Raw genomic sequence first — 15,082 nt, 5'->3', positions numbered from 1 at the left:
GCCCCGGAGCCGGTGATCGAACCGGTGGCGGCGGTGGTTGAGCCCGTGCGCGTTGAGCCAGCCCCGGCTGCGCCAAAGCCTGCGGCAGCGGGCAAAAAGAAGGCCTGGCTGATCCCGTTGATCATCGCCCTGCTGGCAATCATCGCCGCCGGGGTCTTTTTCTGGCTCAAGAATCCGGCAACCGACACCGTCGCAAGCCCGGCCCCAACGCCTGCCCCGCTGCCGACGGGCGCCGAAGCCTGCACGCTGGAAAGCATGAGCACATTGCCTGAGCTGACCTTTGTTCAGACCTGCATCAAAAAGTCGCCGGGCAGCGCCGAGCTGCTGGAAATCATCAACGTCGCCAAGGCCAATAACCATTGCGGCATTGCCCAGCGCCTGTACGCCAACCGTGCGCAAGCCGGGGACATGCAAATCGCGACCGCCTACGCCCATGAGTACGATCCGAAATTCCATCAGGCCAGCCAATGCTTTGTTGAGCCTGACAAGGCGACGGCTGCGTACTGGTACGAAACCATCCTCAGCCACGAGCCTGAGAATGCTGAAGCCAAGGCGCGTTTTGAGGAGTTGAAACCGTGAGCCGTTTTGCATTGGCTGCCAGCACCTTGTTGGCGTTGTGCATGGGCAGTTCGCTGGCCCTCGCGGACGACAAGCCGCTGATTCAGGAAGGCAAGAAAACCCTGTTTCAGCGCGTGCTGACCACGCCGGGCTGCACACTCAGCAGCAGCGCGGGCGGTGCGCCAGGCGCCGCGCAGCCTACGTTCAGCCGTTTTTACGTGTACGAGCGCGCCCAGGCGGCGAATGCCGAGTGGCTCAAGGTCGGCCCGGACAGCTTTGGCAAAACGGTGGGCTGGCTGCCCGCAGCGTGTACCACTGACTGGAAAATGCAGCTCACGCTGGCCTTCACCAACCCGGCCAACCGTGACCGGCTGATGTTCTTCAAAGACCGCGCCACCCTGGAAGGCATCCTCGATGCGCCAGACCCGGTGAGCAAGGTCGCGCCACTGCGGGCCAAGCTCAAGCAAGGCACGCTGGCACCCGGCGTGCTGGCCCAAGAGCCGGAATACTTTGTCGACCTGCACAAGCAGTTCTACCTGCTGCCGGTGCTGAGCGGTGAAGAAGTGATGACCGAAGAAGGCTTTCGCACGCGCCTGCTCAATGTCGCGTCGGTGAGCAAGGCAGACGACAAAGCCCAGCCAGCTGGCGCCGCCGCAACACCCGATGCGGGTGCGGCCAAGGCTGGTCAGTTGAAGGAATTCAGCGCTGCGGTGGTGTTCGTGATCGATTCCACGATCTCCATGGACCCGTACATCGAGCGCACCCGCGAAGCGATTCGCAAGGTCTACAAACAGATCGAAAACGAGAACCTGGGCAATCAGGTCAAGTTCGGTCTGGTCGCATTTCGCTCCAACACCAAGGCCGTGCCGGGCCTGGAATACGTGAGCAAAATGTACGCCGACCCGAACAAGGTCACCGGCAGCGAAGACTTCCTGGCCAAGGTGGCGGACCTCAAGCAGGCCAAAGTGTCGAGCAAGAGTTTCGATGAAGACGCCTACGCGGGCGTGATGCACAGCATCGACAAAGTCGACTGGTCGCAATTTGGCGCCCGTTACGTGGTGCTGATCACCGACGCCAGTGCGCTGGACGGTGATGACAAACTCAGCACCACCGGCATGAGCGCCGACCAGGTGCGGCTTGAAGCGGCCAACCCTGGCGTGGCGATTTACACCCTGCACTTGAAGACCCCGGCGGGCATCAAGGACCACGCCAAGGCTGAGAGCCAGTACCAGAACCTGTCGACCTATCCGGGCACCAATACCTCGCTGTACTACCCGGTCAACGCCGGTGACGTGCAGGCCTTTGGTCAAAAAGTAGACGCCCTGGCCAGCGCAATTACTTCACAGGTCAAAGCCGCCTACATGGGTGAAGACGCCATTGGCAGCGCGTTGAACGCCAAGCAGGACGTAACGCCTAAAGACCCGGCCCAGCAGAAAATGCTCGATGACGCCGCCTTGATCGGCCATGCCATGCAGCTGGCTTACCTGGGCGAAAAAACCAACAGCCAGGCACCACCGGTGTTTCAGGCCTGGATCACCGACCGCGACCTGATCAAGCAAAACATCCCGACCACGGATGTGCGGGTGTTGTTGACCAAGTCGCAACTCAGCGACTTGAGTGACGTGATGAAACAGATTCTGGATGCCGCCAACGAAGGCCTGATCTCACCGACCGAAATGTTTGATCGCCTGCGTGCGGTGGCCGCGACGATGGGCGCCGATCCGAATCAGTTGAAGCAGAACGGCAACGCCAAGCTGGCGCAAATGGGCGTGCTCGGTGAGTACCTCGAAGACCTGCCGTACCAAAGCGAAGTGCTCAACCTGGACGAAGAAACCTGGAAAAGCTGGGACGGTCTGGCGCAAGAGAAATTCATTCGTAACCTGAGCACCAAGCTGCGCCACTACCAGCGTTACAACGCTGACGTGGACCGTTGGGTGGCCTTGGCCAATGACAGCGACGCGCGGGACAACGTGTACCCGGTGCCGCTGGAAATGATGCCTTAACGAGACGCCCATGCTCGATATCCAGGACATGCTCGTGCGCCGTGGCAGCGGCGCTCAGGCGCACAGCGTGCGTTTGCCCGCGTTGCAGGTGAAAGCGGGAGAGATCCTGGCCATTACTGGCGAGAGCGGGTGTGGCAAAAGCACCTTGCTCGAAGCCATCGGTCTGTTGTTGCAACCTGTGGAATTGCGTCAGTTCACCCTCGGCCCAAGCCGGAACGAACCCCACGCCGCCCCGCTGGACATTGCCCGGTTACTGGCCAGCAACGACCAGCCCGGCCTTTCAGAGGTGCGTTCGAGGCACTTGGGTTTCATTCTGCAAAGTGGCGGCCTGCTGCCGTTTTTGAGCGTGCGCGACAACATCAGTTTGCCCCGGCGCTTGCTCGGCATGCCCGCTGCCAGCGAGCAGGTAGACCGCGCCGTTGACGCGCTGCGCCTTACGGGGTTGCTCGGTAAATTGCCGCAGGCCTTGTCGATTGGCGAACGCCAGCGCGTGGCCTGCGTGCGGGCCATCGCCCATGAACCGCAATTGCTGCTGGCCGATGAGCCCACGGCATCCCTCGACCCGCACAGCGCCCGGCGCTTGTTTGAATTGCTGTTGAGCCTGGTCAACGAATTGGGCTTGAGCGCACTGGTGGTGTCCCACGACTGGGCGCTGGTGCGTGACTTTGGTTTGCCGCGACTGGGGGCGATCAGTCGTCAGGGAGAAACTCGCTTTGAAGCCATGGATTAGCCGCCTCTGCCTGCTCGGCTCGCTGGCAGTCGAAGACCTCTGGCATGACCGCAAGGTGTCGTTTTGCATCGCCGCGTCGCTGGTGGCGGTGATCGCTCCGCTGTTGCTGCTGTTCGGGCTCAAGCACGGTGTAGTCAGCCAGTTGCAAAACGAGCTGCTCAGCGACCCGCGCAACCTTGAAGTGAAAATGCTCAGCAGCGGCAATTACGACACCGCGTGGATCGAGCGCTTGCGCCAGCAACCCGAGGTCGGTTTTGCCATTGGGCAAACCCGCTCGCTGAACACTCAGGCCGACTTGTTGATGGGCCTGCAACGCTTTGTCGAAAACGCCGAAATCATCCCTACGGATGCCCACGATCCGCTGCTGAATCTGGCGCAAAGCCGTTTGAGTGGCAACCAAGTGATCCTCAGCGCCCGTGCTGCGCAACGCTTGCAGGCCACGGTCGGCGACAGCGTGCGCTTGCGCGCGCCGCGTCGTCTGGACGGCATCAATGAGCGTGGCGAGTTGACTCTGGAGGTGGTGGCGGTACTTGATGCGGCCCGCTTTGGCCGCGCTGCCGGGTTTGTCGCACCGCCGTTGCTGCTTGAGCTGGAGCGCTTTCGCGATGGTTATCAGGTGCCCGCGTTTGGCCTGGACAGCGGTAAACCCCAGGTCGACCTCAAACCGCTGTATGCCCGTGCTCGCGTGTATGCCCGTGACATAGACAGCGTGGCGCCGCTGGAGCGTTGGCTGAACCAGCAGAACATCGAAACCTCCAGCCGCCTGGCGGAGATCGACAACGTAAAAGCTATCAACCATGTGCTGGGGCTGATTTTCGGCGTGATTGCCGGGGCGGCCTTGATCGGCTGCATCGCGTCGATGATCGGCGCGTTTCTGGCCAACATCGACCGCAAGCGCAAAAGCCTCGCGGTGCTGCGCCTGTTGGGCTTCAGCAGCCCGGCCGTGGCCGGTTTTGTCATCGCCCAGGCCATGCTTTTGAGCCTGGTCGGCTATGTCGGCGGGCTGGGGTTTTATGGCGTGGGCAGCCTGCTGTTTGACCACCTGCTGGGCAGCAGCCAGGCCACCGGCACATTTGTGTGTCACATCACGGTCTGGCACGGGCTGGCGGCCCTGCTGATCGCCTTGTTGGTCGCCGCACTGGTCGCCGTAATCGGCGCAGTGCGGGCCATCAGCATCCAACCTGCGGAGAGTTTGCGTGAGCTATAAACGTGTGCTGTTGCTCGCATCCCTGAGCTGTGGTTTTTGGCTCAACGCGTCGGCGGCGAGCTGGGACGAGAAGTTTTACAACCCGGCCCCTGACGCCAATGACGTGGTACTGCCGATGCCGTGCGACGGCGCGATGGTGTTTCGCAAGGTGTTCATCCCGGTCACCGGGCCGCTGGATGACTACCCGATCAACATCGGCCAGGACAGCGCCGAGTGGGGCTATGTCGAGCAGAAGCGCCCGACCTTTATCGCCGGTAGCTTTACAGGCGCCAAGGGTGACAAGTCGCGTTACTACCTCATGGCCAAGTACGAGATGAGCCAGTTGCAGTACCAGGCGCTGACCGACGAAACCTGCCCCACGCCGTCGAACAAACTGCGCTTGCCGCAGGTAGCGATCAGTTGGGTGCAGGCCATCGAGGCGGGCGACAAGTACAACCTGTGGTTGCGTAAAAACGCGGCCGCCAAACTGCCCAAGGAAGACGGTGCGCTGGGCTTTTTGCGCCTGCCGACTGAAACCGAGTGGGAATTCGCTGCCCGTGGCGGGCTGGAAGTGGGCGCGGCTGAATTCAGTGACACGCGCTACCCGATGCCAGAAGGCTTGAACGCCTATGAATGGTTCGGTGGTGCCCAGTCATCTAACGGAAAATTGCAACTGAGCGGCCTGCAAAAGCCCAATCCGCTGGGCCTGCACGACATGCTCGGTAACGCAGACGAGATGATGTTTGAGCCTTTTCGGCTGAACAAACTGGACCGCCAGCACGGCCAGGCAGGCGGCTATGTGGTGCGCGGCGGCAACTACCTGACCCCGCAAGCCGACTTGCGCACGTCGTTGCGCAAGGAAGAGCCGTACTACAACGCTGACGGCCAGGTGAAAAACAAAACTACCGGTCTGCGGCTGGTGATGGTGTCCCCGACCCTGACCTCGCGTGAGCGAGTGGGCAGCATCGAGCAGAGCTGGAAAAAGCTCGGCAGCGGCCCCCAGGAAGGCGAAAAAGGCACCGTGCAGGAACTCAACACGCTGGCCCAAGGGGTTGAAGACAAGGCCCTCAAAGAGAAGCTGCAAACCCTGGAAAACCAGTTGCGCGCCAGCAACCAGCAACAAGAAGAAACCCGCGATCAGGCGATCCGCGCGAGCCTCAATCTGGGAGCGTTCCTGTGTACCAAGATGCTCGATGACGGCCAGTACCTGGACTTCCTGCAGAAAAATTACAGCCTCAACTGCGAGTCCGAAGACAAGGACCCGAGCTGCGATATGCGCAAGGGCAAGCTCGATGAGCAGAAAGACCGCCTGCACAAGCTCAGCCGCTACTACGCCAGCAGCCTGGTGGAGTCAGCGTCCTTGTACGGCCAGCCGCTGCTGGAGGCGCAAGTGCCGGTGATGGAAGAAATCATCAGCCAGAACAAACAACTGCAAGAACTCAAACCGTATTTGCGCACTCATTGGGCTAATCAGAAGACCTACCTGCAAAAGCAGAAGATCGACACTGAGGCCTGGTTGAAGAGCTGCAAATCGGTCACCCCCTAAGCCCACTACATGCTTCAACAAGGAGAAATACGATGATTCGCAGCCTGTTGGCCTCTTCTCGATACCTGATGTCTTTCATGCTCATAGCCGGCGTGCTGTTGAGCGGCTGTGCGTCCACGGGCAGCAACTCGCTGGGCATGGGCGCTCCGGCGCCGGACCCGCGTTTGACCCAAGGCACGGATGCCCAATTCTTTAGCAAGTCGGGCTATCAGGCGTGTGCGATGGGCGCGGGCGCTGCGGTGCTGGCCTGTGTGCTGGGCAACCCCGGCAACAAGGCGGTGTGCATGATCGCGGCGGGTGTGGCCGCCTGTGGTGTGGCGATGGGGGCTAACTACTACGTTGATCAGCGTCGCAGCGAATATGCCGACACCAATCAGCGTTTGCAGAAGTACAACAGCGACGTGCAGCTGGACACGCAAAAAGTCGTGATGCGCACCGCCACTGCGCAGCAAGTTATTAACGATGACAAAGCGCAGGTTGAGCAGATCAAGCGCGATTTGGCGAGCAAGAAAATCAACCAGGCCCAGGCGCAAAAGCAGATCGCGAGCATCGACAGCAACATCGACCAACTGCGTCTTGAAGTTAAAAACATGCAGAGCAAAGTCACCGGCTACAACGAGGCCATGAAAGTTGAGCGCAGCCAGGGCGCCGGCCCTGAGATCCAGCAAATCGACGCCAACATCGCCAAGATGAACGAGAAAGTCGCCAGCCTGCAAAAAGAAGTCGATGGCTTGTACAGCCAGCGCTCCGCGATCACCTTGGGTTGAAGCCATGAACGTACGATTGTTAGGCGTGGTGGGGACGGTGTTGGCGTTGTCCGGTTGCGCCACCCAGCCGGGTGAGTGCGATGCCGGTAATCGTGACGCCGGTCTGTTCACCAAGGTGAACTGTGATGCGGGCGGTGGCTACCGTGCGCAGATTCAGCAAAACGAACTCGCATTGGCCCAGTCGCAGCAAGAAAACGCGATGTTCCATCAGGTCTACGAGGACATTGCCGCGCAACAAGCCGCCTCCCGGGCCAACCTGCAGGCGCAGCAACAGGCCCAGGCGACGTTGAACCAGTCGCTGAATAAATTGCTCGGCTCGCTCAAGGCGCGCACCGGCAACAAAGCCCAGGTACAGCAGCAGATCGCAGGTCTGGAGCAACAGCTCAAGGCCGCGCAGGTTGCACCGGTGAGCACCTCGTCCCCCTCGCAGGTGGCAGCCAAGCAGCAGGAACTCAAGGCGCTGCAAAAGAAAGTTAACCAGCTGCAATTCAGCCTCGGTTACGAGTAAGCCGTGCCGGCCAAACCGTCGGCGGCCCAGTGCCGCCGACACTGTTTTCAGGAACCCAAACGATGCAGCGCATTACTCGGGATGAGCACGCCAGCCCCACGGAGCCAGGCGCGCTGGAAGCTAAAATCGCGCTGATCCTCAAGCATTTCCCGCCGTCGGTGGCGAGCGTTTACGCGATCCCGCGGATCGGCAGCGGCCAAGTGCTGGAGTGGTGGAGCGAGCTGGGTGGCCAGCCCACACGTTTTCATGACTTGAGCGAGGCTCAGCAGGCGGCCTTGCTGGCGCGTTATCACCAGCGCCAAGCCAGCCTGGGCTTGTTGGCCGATGAGCTGGTTGCGCGCGGTGAGGCCGAGCAAGCGGCCAGTTTGCGCGGGTTGATTGGCCCGCCGGACCTCAACAACCTGTACAGCATCAACGGTGATCCGGTGGTGGTGCGTTGGGGCCTCAAGCCGCCTGCGCCTGCTGCGGTTACACCGCCCGCTGCTGGCCCGCGACCCGTGGTAGTGCGACGGCTGTGGCGCGGTTGGCCGTGGCTGTTTCTCGGGCTGTTGCTGTTGGGCCTGTTGCTGTGGGCGCTGTGGCATTGGCGATTGCCGCCGATGAACCTGTGGTCGAACTCAAGCAGCTACGCCTGCCGCGCCAAAGCGCCGAGCCATCAGGAGTTGCCGCCTGAGTTTGTGGTGATTCTGGACACGTCGGGCTCCATGAACCTCAACATCAACGCGACCAAAGCCGATGAAGACTGGTACTTCGGCACACGGCCGACACCGGACGATGACGACCCGCGTACGGTCAAAATCTTCAGCCCGAACACCCGTCTTGATGTGGCCAAGGCGTCGTTGTCCCGGATGATCAACAACCTGCACCCGGACATCGACACGCGGCTGATGACCTTCGCCGGGTGTTTTCAACAGCCGGATCATGGCGTGTTCACCGCGGCTCAGCGGCCACAACTGATTGCAGGTATCCAAGGGTTGCACGCTAACGAAGGCACGCCTTTGGCGGCCAGCCTGAAAAAAGCCGCGCGCAAGGTGGATGGTCGTGACCGGGATGCGGTGATTGTGATGTTCGTCGACGGCGACGATGGTTGTGATCAAAACGTGTGCAAAGTGGCGCAGGACATCGCCATTGAGCAGCCACGCTTGCACGTCAACGTGGTCAATATCGGCGACAGTTCGCTGTCCAACTGCATTGCTGAAAACACCGGCGGGAGCATTTACTCCAGCCGCAACGCCAGTGATTTGGCCGATGCGCTGCAAGCGGCAACGCAGGCGGTATCGGAGTGTGAGTAAACGAGGTTGCCGGATGTGTTCAAAGCATCCGGCTTCCATTGCGCCGATTGCGGGCTTATCAGTGCTGCAAGATCTTGGACAGAAAGCTGCGAGCGCGGTCTGAACGTGGCGCGCTGAAGAACTCTTCTGATTTCACATCTTCAATAATCTCGCCACCGTCCATGAACACGATGCGATCCGCCACTTTGCGGGCGAAGCCCATTTCGTGGGTGACGCACATCATGGTCATGCCCTCGCCCGCCAGTTCAACCATGACGTCCAGGACTTCGTTGACCATCTCCGGGTCCAGCGCTGAGGTTGGTTCATCGAAGAGCATGGCGATGGGGTCCATGGCCAGCGCCCGGGCAATGGCGACGCGCTGCTGCTGACCGCCCGACAACTGAATGGGGTACTTGTGGGCGTGGCTCTTGAGCCCTACCCGTTCGAGCAGCGCCATGCCTTTTTGGGTTGCCGCGTGGCGGTCTCGGCCCAAGACCTTGATTTGCGCCAGGTTGAGGTTGTCGATGATGCTCAGGTGCGGGAACAGTTCGAAATGCTGGAAGACCATTCCGACCTTGGCGCGCAACGTGGGCAAATCGACGCCCTTGCCGGTTACCGGCTGGTTCTCGATGAAGATATCGCCCTCTTGCACGGGCTCCAGGCCGTTGACGCATTTGATCAGGGTGCTCTTGCCTGAGCCGGAGGGGCCGCACACCACCACCACTTCACCGCGGGCAAGCTCAGTGGTGCAGTTCTTCAAAACCTGGAAGTTGCCGTACCATTTGCTCAGGTTGTTCATCTGGATCATGCGGTTTTCCCTACGTTTGTTTTCAGGCGTTTGCTCAGGCTGGACAGCAGGTAACAGATCACCAGATAGACCAAGGCAACGAACAGATACAGCTCGACCAGACGCCCGTCACGCTGCGCGAATTTGCTCGCGGCACCGGTGAAGTCGGCGATGGACAGCACGTACACCAGTGAGGTGTCTTGAAACAGAATGATGGTCTGGGTCAGCAACAGCGGCGCCATACGCCGCAGGGCTTGCGGCAGGATCACGTAGAACATTGCTTGCGTCGGGCGCAGGCCAAGGGCCGCCGCCGCTTGCTTCTGGCCGGGGCTGATGCTCTGAATGCCGCCGCGAATGATTTCGCTGTAGTACGCCGCCTCGAACATGCAGAACGTCACAAAGGCCGTAACCACCGGGCCGATCTGCACAGGGCGCTCAGTGCCGAAGGTCATTTGCAGTAATAGCGGCATCAAAAAGTAGAACCAGAAAATCACCAGCACCAGCGGGATGCTGCGCATGACCGTGACGTAACCCAGGGCAAAGCCACGCAGCACGCGGTTGTGCGACAGGCGCATGATGGCCAGCAAGGTGCCCGTGATGATGCCCACCGACATGGCGACAAAGGTCAGCAGCAAGGTGAATTTAAGGCCGTTCCACAGGGCGGGCATGGCCCGGACAATAACGCTCGGATCTAAATCAAACATGACTACCTCGTCGCGCCGCGAATGGTCAGGGAACGTTCGATATGGCCCATGACGAAGGTCACCAGCAGCGAAATGACCACATAAATCAGGGTCGCCGCGCTGAATGCCTCGAAGGTGTTGAACGAGTATTCGCTGATGTTGCGCGCTTGCGCGGTCAGCTCCATGAGGCCGATGGTCAGCGCCACCGATGAGTTCTTGAGGGTGTTCAGCGCCTCGGAGGTCAAAGGCGGGAAGACCACGCGGATCGCTTGTGGCAACAGCACTTGAAGGTACATCTGGTAGGGCCGCAGGCCCAACGCCAGCGCCGCACCGCGCTGCCCGTGCGCCACCGATTCAATGCCGGCCTTGAACAGCTCCGAAAGCTTGGCCGAGGTAAACAGGGTCAATGCCACCACCGCACTGAAAAACGACGGGTAGGGCAAATCCTGTTTGAGGTAATCCCCGGCTGAAACGGGTAATAACTCGGGCAGGACGAAGAAGCAGATGAACATCTGCACCAGCAGCGGAATATTGCGAAACACTTCGGTGTAGAGGTTGCACAGCCACACCACGGGGCGCAGCGTGGTGGTGCGCAGGGTGCCCACCAAACCACCGATCAAAAACGCCAGGATGAACGCAGCCAGTGTGGTGGCCAACGTCCAGCTGGTGCCGGTAATCAGCCAATGCAGATACGACGAAGACTCTCCGGGAGCGTGCTCCCAAAAAATACTCCAGTTCCAGTTGTAATCCATGAAGCACCAACCTTTGAAGGAGATAGAGGTCGTTGCACACTCTGCTCCCGGCCAACCAAGCGCCTCCTTGTCTTTGACTGGCTGGAATCAGAACGCTTGAGACGGTGGAATCAGACGCCGGTGTCGTTCGGGTGGGCGATGGCTTTTATCAAGGCATCACTCATCGGCAGGTTGATCACGATGTCTTTGGGCGGGATGGGTTTGAGGAACCATTTCGGATAAATCGTATCTATCTCGCCAGAGCTGTACAGCTGGCTCAAGACGCCATCGGCGAAGGTTTTGAACTGCGGGTCGTTCTTGCGAATGCCGATGGCATACGGTTCGGCAGACATAGGCTCGGGCAGCAATGTGTAAGCATCCGGGTTGCGGCTTTGCGCGATGGTGGCCATCAACTGCACGTCGTCGTTGATGTAAGCGACGGCGCGGCCGGTTTCCAGCATCAAGAAGGCTTCGCCGCTGTCCTTGGCGTTGAGGATCTTCAGGCCCAGGTCTTTTTCGCGGTTGAGGTTTTTGGTGATCCACTCGCCGCTGCCGCCGGTAATCACTACCACGGCCTTGCCTTTGAGGTCGGCAACACTGGTGAGCCCGGAGGCTTTCTTCACCGCATATTTGGCGCTGGCGACATAGCTGGTGAACAGGAAGCCGATTTGTTTTTGGCGCTCGACGGTGTTGGTGGTGACACCGCATTCCAGGTCAATGGTGCCGTTGATCAGCAGAGGCGTGCGGGTGGCTGCAACCACCGAGACGTACTGGGTCTTGAGGTTGGGTTCGCCGACTTTAACCTTGATCTGGTCCACGATCTTTTGGCACAGCTCGATGCTGTAGCCGATGGGTTGCTGGTCATCGTTCAGATAAGAAAAGGGCAAAGAGGCGTCACGGTACCCGAGAGTAACGGTGCCCGATTCCTTGATTTTTTTTAAGGTTCCGGTGAGGTCTTCAGCCTGAACAGCGGTGCACAGACAAGCACCGACAATAAGGGCAAGCAGCTTTTTCTTGTGATCGAACATGGGGATCTCCGACTATTTTTATGGCAGCTTTTGCACAGCAAAGGACGAAGGTTTTAGCGCAAGGCTGAAAGGGCTTCGTTGATACGGATGACAGCTTTTTTTATGTGGTCGCGAGAGGTCGCAAACGACAGCCGAAAGTACCCTGGCAGGCCAAAGGCCAAGCCCGGTACGACAGCGACTCCAGCTTGATCGAGCAGATACGCAGACAGTTCAACATCATCGCCAATGACTTGCCCTTGAGGGCTGACGCGGCCCAGCAACTGGCTGCATTCGGGGAAGGCATAAAACGCCCCGGCGGGCGCGTCGATACGCAAACCGGCACATTCACGCAGGCCTTCGACCAACAAGCGGCCCCGCTCGGCGTATTCGCGGGCGCTGCTGGCGACGAAGTCTTGCGGGCCGTCCAGCGCGGCGCGGGACGCTTCTTGAGAAATGGCACTTGCGCCTGAGGTGCTTTGCGACTGGATCTTGCTGACCGCCGCGATCAGCGCTTTGGGCCCTGCGGCGTAACCGATGCGCCAGCCCGTCATGGCATACGCCTTGGCCACGCCGTTGATCAACAAGGTGCGTTCGCGCAGTTGCGGGCATGCGGTGGCGAAGGAGACAAAGGGTTGGTCAGCCAGCAACACGTGCTCGTAAATCTCGTCAGACATCACCAATACATTGGGGAAGTCCTCCAGCACTTTGCCCAGGGCTTGCAGCTCGGCTTCGGTGTAAATGGCGCCGCTCGGATTGGACGGTGTGTTAAGGATCAGCCAGCGCGATTTGTCATTGAGTTGGTCGCGCAATGCCTGCGGGCTGAGCTTGAAGCCGACGTCGATGCCGCAGTGCACCACGCGTGGGGTGCCGCCATTGAGCGTGACAATATCGGAATAGGACACCCAGTACGGCGCCGGGATGATGACTTCGTCACCGGCTTCGAGGGTGGCCATGAACGTATTAAAAATCACCTGCTTGGCGCCGTTGCCGACACTGATCTCATCAACGCTGTAGGTCAGGCCGTTTTCGCGCTGCAGTTTGCGCGAGATCGCCTGGCGCAGGGCGAGCGTGCCTTGGGGGGCGGTGTAGCGGGTATGGCCGTCACGCATGGCCTGGCAGGCCGCGTCGATGATATGCGCAGGGGTGTCGAAGTCAGGTTCGCCCAGGCTCATGTCGACAATATCGCGGCCTTGGCTGGCTAATTCTTTGGCGCGCATGGAAATAACCATGCTGGGGGACGAAGAGATCTGTTTGACGCGCTGGCTTTCGAAACTCATGAAAATACCCGCCTGTTGTGGAGGTTCGTAGAGAGTCACTCTACGCCTACTATTGTTGTACGACATGGTATGACAACGAGATCTGTTTTCGCAATCGGCAATCTGCATTGAAATCAGGAAAAATACGAGCGTCTGCTGATTTATTTGAGGTGCGGTCTGAATGCCTTAAAAACTGAAGGGGATCCTCAAGGACGGGCAAACAACAGGACCTGTATAGTTAAGTGCGGGAGATTGAACGGGTGATAAAAGCGAGACGGCACTCGTGTTCTTGAGCGTTTCAAATTCATGTTGTACGATGACATACGACATCAGCACTGGCTGACGTCTTTCTGAAGCGTATTACTCAGGGTGTTCGAATAATGAATCCACAAGAACTGAAGTCCATCCTCTCGTCTGGCCTGCTGTCTTTTCCGCTCACCGATTTCAATGCTCAGGGTGATTTTCACCGTGAGGGCTACATCAAGCGCCTGGAATGGCTGGCCCCGTATGGCGCGTCTGCCCTGTTCGCGGCAGGCGGCACCGGTGAGTTTTTCTCCCTGGCGGCCAGCGAATACTCGCAAGTGATCAAAACCGCGGTAGACACCTGCGCCACCAGCGTGCCGATTCTGGCCGGTGTCGGCGGCTCTACTCGTCAAGCCATCGAATACGCGCAAGAAGCCGAACGCCTGGGCGCCAAAGGGCTGTTGCTACTGCCGCACTACCTGACCGAAGCCAGCCAGGACGGGGTAGCCGCCCACGTTGAGGCGGTGTGCAAGTCGGTAAACATCGGGGTAGTGGTCTACAACCGCAACGTTTGCCGCTTGACCGCGCCGCTGCTGGAGCGCCTGGCAGAACGCTGCCCGAATCTGATCGGCTACAAGGACGGCCTGGGCGACATCGAACTGATGGTCTCGATCCGCCGTCGCCTCGGCGACCGCTTCAGCTACCTCGGCGGTTTGCCGACGGCAGAAGTCTACGCCGCGGCTTACAGAGCGCTGGGCGTGCCGGTTTACTCTTCGGCGGTGTTCAACTTCATCCCGAAAACCGCGATGGAGTTCTACCACGCCATTGCCCGCGAAGATCACGACACCGTGGGCAAGCTCATCGACGACTTCTTCCTGCCGTACCTGGACATCCGCAACCGCAAAGCGGGCTACGCCGTGAGCATCGTCAAGGCCGGGGCGACCATTTCTGGCCACTGTGCAGGCCCGGTGCGCACCCCGCTGACCGATTTGTTGCCGGAAGAATATGAAGCACTGGCGGCGTTGATTCACAAGCAAGGCCCGCAGTAAGCGTTCAGTGCGCCTGTAGGAGCGAGCTTGTCTCGCGATCTTTTAAAAAATCAAAAGATCGCGAGGCGAGCTCGCTCCTACAGGGGGGTAACCGTCACATCCGGTATCCATTCCCCCGCCACCCTTGGCTCACGATTCGCGCAGGATGCGTGCTTTGCGAACTCAAGGAATGAGTCATGTCTCTGGCGATTGTGTATAGCCGCGCCCAAGTGGGCGTCGAGGCGCCCGTGGTGACGGTCGAAGCGCATCTGGCCAATGGGTTGCCCGCCCTGACCTTGGTCGGGCTGCCGGAAACCGCGGTCAAAGAAAGTAAAGACCGGGTCCGCAGCGCGATTATCAATTCCAGCCTGGAGTTTCCCGCGCGGCGTATCACCCTCAATCTGGCGCCCGCCGACCTGCCCAAGGACGGCGGGCGTTTTGATTTGGCCATCGCGCTGGGCATTCTGGCCGCCAGCGGGCAACTGCCCATCAAGGCGCTGGAGCAAGTGGAGTGTTTGGGTGAGTTGGCGTTGTCCGGAGCCATTCGGCCCGTGCAGGGCGTATTGCCTGCCGCATTGGCGGCGCGGGCGGCGGGCCGGGTTTTGGTGGTGCCGCTGGCGAACGCCGAGGAGGCATGCTTGGCCTCGGGGCTGACGGTGATCGCGGTCGAGCATTTGCTCCAAGCCGTGGCGCATTTTGCTGGCCGCGCGGTGATCGAACCCTATGTGGCCAGCGGCCTGCTGCACGTGAGCAAGCCGTATCCCGATTTGAGTGATGT

14 protein-coding genes and 1 pseudogene are annotated in these 15,082 nt (G+C 59.8%); 10 read left to right on the top strand and 5 right to left on the bottom strand.

Annotated elements, in window-relative coordinates; translation table 11 throughout:
* From GHO25_RS26195 to GHO25_RS23775, 8 genes and pseudogenes are all read left to right on the top strand, one after another.
* Window positions 1-579 (top strand): annotated as a pseudogene (locus GHO25_RS26195) (hypothetical protein); the annotation flags it as partial.
* A gap of 41 nt (window positions 580-620) precedes the next feature.
* Window positions 621-2,561: a vWA domain-containing protein gene (locus tag GHO25_RS23805; protein ID WP_178110207.1), complete on the top strand. Its 1,941-nt coding sequence runs from the start codon at window positions 621-623 to the stop codon at window positions 2,559-2,561.
* Window positions 2,562-2,571: 10 nt separating this feature from the next.
* Complete coding sequence (locus GHO25_RS23800) at window positions 2,572-3,291, top strand: ABC transporter ATP-binding protein (protein ID WP_153327532.1); 720 nt, start codon at window positions 2,572-2,574, stop codon at window positions 3,289-3,291.
* Complete coding sequence (locus GHO25_RS23795; RefSeq protein WP_153392808.1) at window positions 3,275-4,498, top strand: ABC transporter permease; 1,224 nt, start codon at window positions 3,275-3,277, stop codon at window positions 4,496-4,498. The genes GHO25_RS23800 and GHO25_RS23795 overlap by 17 nt, the downstream gene beginning before the upstream one ends.
* Complete coding sequence (locus GHO25_RS23790) at window positions 4,488-6,023, top strand: SUMF1/EgtB/PvdO family nonheme iron enzyme (RefSeq protein WP_178110206.1); 1,536 nt, start codon at window positions 4,488-4,490, stop codon at window positions 6,021-6,023. Before GHO25_RS23795 ends, GHO25_RS23790 begins: the two co-directional genes overlap by 11 nt.
* A gap of 32 nt (window positions 6,024-6,055) precedes the next feature.
* Window positions 6,056-6,790, top strand: coding sequence for a hypothetical protein (locus GHO25_RS23785; protein ID WP_153392803.1), 735 nt, complete (start codon window positions 6,056-6,058; stop codon window positions 6,788-6,790).
* A 4-nt stretch (window positions 6,791-6,794) separates the two neighbouring features.
* Complete coding sequence (locus GHO25_RS23780; RefSeq protein WP_153331484.1) at window positions 6,795-7,298, top strand: hypothetical protein; 504 nt, start codon at window positions 6,795-6,797, stop codon at window positions 7,296-7,298.
* A 62-nt stretch (window positions 7,299-7,360) separates the two neighbouring features.
* Window positions 7,361-8,590 (top strand): VWA domain-containing protein, encoded by a 1,230-nt coding sequence (locus GHO25_RS23775; RefSeq protein WP_153327539.1) that lies wholly within the window; start codon window positions 7,361-7,363, stop codon window positions 8,588-8,590.
* A 58-nt stretch (window positions 8,591-8,648) separates the two neighbouring features.
* Here the strand turns inward: GHO25_RS23775 and GHO25_RS23770 are convergent, their stop codons facing one another.
* The 5 genes from GHO25_RS23770 to GHO25_RS23750 form a co-directional block, all read right to left on the bottom strand.
* Complete coding sequence (locus tag GHO25_RS23770) at window positions 8,649-9,377, bottom strand: amino acid ABC transporter ATP-binding protein (RefSeq protein WP_048372549.1); 729 nt, start codon at window positions 9,375-9,377, stop codon at window positions 8,649-8,651.
* Window positions 9,374-10,060, bottom strand: coding sequence for an amino acid ABC transporter permease (locus tag GHO25_RS23765; RefSeq protein WP_048387153.1), 687 nt, complete (start codon window positions 10,058-10,060; stop codon window positions 9,374-9,376). Before GHO25_RS23765 ends, GHO25_RS23770 begins: the two co-directional genes overlap by 4 nt.
* Before the next feature lie 2 nt (window positions 10,061-10,062).
* Window positions 10,063-10,791, bottom strand: a complete 729-nt coding sequence (locus tag GHO25_RS23760) for an amino acid ABC transporter permease (RefSeq protein ID WP_048372545.1) — start codon at window positions 10,789-10,791, stop codon at window positions 10,063-10,065.
* A 110-nt stretch (window positions 10,792-10,901) separates the two neighbouring features.
* Window positions 10,902-11,798, bottom strand: a complete 897-nt coding sequence (locus tag GHO25_RS23755; protein ID WP_048372543.1) for an amino acid ABC transporter substrate-binding protein — start codon at window positions 11,796-11,798, stop codon at window positions 10,902-10,904.
* Between the two features lie 53 nt (window positions 11,799-11,851).
* Window positions 11,852-13,054, bottom strand: a complete 1,203-nt coding sequence (locus tag GHO25_RS23750; RefSeq protein ID WP_048372541.1) for a pyridoxal phosphate-dependent aminotransferase — start codon at window positions 13,052-13,054, stop codon at window positions 11,852-11,854.
* Between the two features lie 359 nt (window positions 13,055-13,413).
* Between GHO25_RS23750 and kdgD the strand changes: the two genes are divergently transcribed.
* The gene (gene kdgD, locus GHO25_RS23745; protein WP_153392800.1) at window positions 13,414-14,325 is read left to right on the top strand and encodes a 5-dehydro-4-deoxyglucarate dehydratase; all 912 of its coding nucleotides are present in this window, start codon (window positions 13,414-13,416) and stop codon (window positions 14,323-14,325) included.
* A 176-nt stretch (window positions 14,326-14,501) separates the two neighbouring features.
* Window positions 14,502-15,082 (top strand): ATP-binding protein (locus GHO25_RS23740; protein ID WP_178110205.1); only part of this gene is annotated, 581 nt, incomplete at its 3' end.

Origin of the sequence: Pseudomonas sp. FSL R10-1350 (assembly GCF_009600525.1) — a bacterium.
Classification (GTDB): domain Bacteria; phylum Pseudomonadota; class Gammaproteobacteria; order Pseudomonadales; family Pseudomonadaceae; genus Aquipseudomonas; species Aquipseudomonas helleri.
The sequence above is the reverse complement of the archived record's forward strand: the minus strand, read 5'-3'. Positions and strand labels throughout refer to the sequence as shown.